The 2,866-nt window shown below is 54.6% G+C and carries 2 protein-coding genes; both read left to right on the top strand.

Annotated elements, in window-relative coordinates; translation table 11 throughout:
- The first annotated feature begins 427 nt into the window (after positions 1 to 427).
- Positions 428 to 1,219 (top strand): hypothetical protein, encoded by a 792-nt coding sequence (locus AC6T8Q_RS08535; RefSeq protein WP_500678673.1) that lies wholly within the window; start codon positions 428 to 430, stop codon positions 1,217 to 1,219.
- A gap of 26 nt (positions 1,220 to 1,245) precedes the next feature.
- A complete protein-coding gene (locus AC6T8Q_RS08530; RefSeq protein ID WP_500678672.1) occupies positions 1,246 to 2,412 on the top strand; it encodes a hypothetical protein in 1,167 nt (388 codons plus the stop codon).
- Positions 2,413 to 2,866: the final 454 nt, after the last annotated feature.

Genomic DNA, 2,866 nt, shown 5'->3' with positions numbered 1-2,866 from the left:
ATCACCCGCACCGGCGTCTCGTCGACCGTCGACCTGGAGGTAATCGCCGCCAACCAGGTCCTTCCGGATCAGGGCCACCAAGGGCTCCAGCGCGCCGGCGCCCATCGCCACCCAGTCGGCGAGGGTGGTGCGCGTGATCTCCTCGGCGTGACGCTTATTCTTGGAGGGCGCGAGCGGCTGGATGCTGGTTGTGGCCTCTGCCGGGGGCCCCGGCCACCGAGGTCATTCTTGAACTCACTTTACGGGATTCGGTATTCGCTTATTCCCGCGGGCCTTCCGGGACTGGGAAGAGATCGGACATTTTGCGCGGCGAGAAAGAATTTCGCTGAGGATACCGCCTAGTCATGTAGAGATGGCAAACGTTGCCCTCCTCCGCATGCACCGGAGCTACTGCGTTGATTGAATGGCGCGCAGAACTGCGACAATTATGAAATCTGGAGTAACCAACAACTTGGGGCCAAACCGCGCGAAGCCATATATCCGCACCAAAACGAGAATGGCTCTCGTCGTGGCGATTGTTGCAATCGCAACAACACAGGCCGCTGGCCTAAAAGACGGAGAGCTCTCGCCGCCTCTAGGGTCGTCAAAAAAGGAACGGAGACGCGCGTCCGAGATCATCATCTACGTTAACGGTCAGTACACCACGTCTGAGGAGGCGCGGCGCGATGCGGCTCTCATCGCTGACAAGCTGAATTCTACCGTTCGGCTCGTTTACAACGATCTTACCTGCGATTTCGTTGATTGGTTTTCAACGGCAATCGAAAAAATGGGGAATGCTGACTTGTCGGTGAATGCTGCGACGAGGACGCTTATCGATTGCATCCAAGAGCGAATCATGCAGGGCGATTCTGTCTATTTGATCGGCCACAGCGCCGGCAGCCTCTCAATCTTCAACGCTGCGCGCGCCGCCGAACGCATCAATCGCTCCCAGCCCGACGCCGAACGCAAGTTGCTTCTATCCCGTATTCATGTCCTCACCATCGGCGGCGCAACTTTCCATAAGGAGAATGTTTTCGCGGATCTTTGGCCTGAATTCTTGGGTAGCGTTCATCACCTTTATGACGTTCGGGATGGTGTGGCAAATGTGTGGGGTGAAGGAGAGTTCTTCGATTGGTTCGACTGGGAGATGGCTGATTTCCATAGCATAACAGGTCACTATGCGAAGCATGTCACGCAAAAGATGTTGGCATCTTCTGGAACAACCATTATCACGCCATAATCCTCGTCCTGCACTCCGACTAAACTATGAAAACGCAATCAGTCCTTGTACACCGCGTCAGATGGGATCGCCGCGGTATTTGTGCTAATTACGCTCGGCTGGTTCTGCTTGCCATTGGATTTTGCATGCTCGCGATCTCGGAGCACCCCGCAAACTCCGCGAGCGGATCAGTTGTGAACACGCCTGAGCGCCGGGTCGCAGAACGATTCCGGCCGATTTTTCTGCTAAACGGGAAGGGCACTTATCGCCCGGCGTCGCTCAGAACCTACGTGGAAGCATCCGCGATTGTGTTGCCCAACGGGAATTGGTTATCGAAGCCTGGTCCGATCGATGAAAAACTCGTATTACTTGATGGAAAGGATAGCGCCGGAATGCGTCTCGAACCGCGAGCGACCAAGGGCTTTGACCCCGAACACAGTGAAGAATGGGCAAAACGCGAGCTGCCGTCAGTATTCTTTCGGGTGAAGAAGGATTTCCCAAAGAACACATACTCGTTTGAATTCGAGACTGGCTACGAGTATTTGTCAGTTCAGTACTTCTTTTTCTGCTACTTCAATGATGCAGATTTCCCCGCAAATGGTGGAGATCATGATGCAGACTGGGGAGCAGTGGACGCAGTATTTATAGTAAACAGTCCGGATGGGAAAGCGACATTGGAAAATCCTATCCTTCACTCGGCTGTATTTCATAATCATGGTCGGCAGATGTGGCTCGATCAAGTAAATCACGCAAAATTAGAACTCGACGGCGGTAGAATTGTGGTCCGACTTGAGCATGGCTCGAATGAGCCGTGGCCAAACAAAGGCGGCTCCGGGTTTGGAGGTTGGCCGAAGCCGCCCGGTTTTAAGACTAACCATCGATTTGAAAAGGACATCGGCATCGACTGGCCTTGGTCTCCACGAGAAAGTCGAATAGTCAGACCGCACGAGGGAAATGGGGACCGCATAGTCCAGTATGACTTGATTGACATTGATCCGGCTGACGCGCGAGATCTGTCACCGCTTGCCCGGTTCGTTCTGCGCTTCGCCGGTCAGTACGGAACTTACGGTGGACCACATGGTGATCCCCCAACTGGTCCTCCTTATCAGAAGCAGATGTGGGATCGACATTACACACAGGGGAACTTCACGTCTTGGTGGGAGTGGCTCGGGGGTGATTCGTTCATTTTACACAAAGATTCGGGACTTCCATGATGTTCGTGACAGGTCGAGGGGCGGGTATGCAACCCTCGCCTCTCTCGTTGGAACATAAAGCTCCATCGCGGTAGCAAGCAGAAAGCCATGCACGCAGCCAAGCATCCGCTTCACGAACAGGGGACTTTCAACGTCAATTCCCGCTAGCACCCATTCCGCTGCCTCGATGTCGGCCTCCGTTCCTTTGCGCAACGCTGAGTGCAGCGTTTTTTGGATTCTCTAGTTGTTGCTGGGTGAACGCTGCGTGACCGGCGCGGAGGTGAGCTAACTCATGATGAAGGAGGAACGCGCAAGTCACCAAGCTAAGTCATCGGCGACAACGTGCCATCAACCTGTGGGGACTGAAGAGCGTCCTCGATAGCCGGCACAATAAATGGGTCACGGAAGTCTTCACCGCGTGGATGAAAGGTCACGTTTCCGAGGGAGCCCTTCGAACTGCGCTGCGCGAGGCCGG

Origin of the sequence: Bythopirellula sp., assembly GCF_041737835.1 — a bacterium.
In the GTDB taxonomy this organism is placed as follows: Bacteria; Planctomycetota; Planctomycetia; order Pirellulales; family Lacipirellulaceae; genus Bythopirellula.
The sequence above is the reverse complement of the archived record's forward strand: the minus strand, read 5'-3'. Positions and strand labels throughout refer to the sequence as shown.

Coding starts and splice junctions, on each gene's coding strand:
- AC6T8Q_RS08535 (WP_500678673.1), top strand. CDS start 428: ATGAAATCTGGAGTAACCAACAACTTGGGGCCAAACCGCGCGAAGCCA.
- AC6T8Q_RS08530 (WP_500678672.1), top strand. CDS start 1,246: ATGAAAACGCAATCAGTCCTTGTACACCGCGTCAGATGGGATCGCCGC.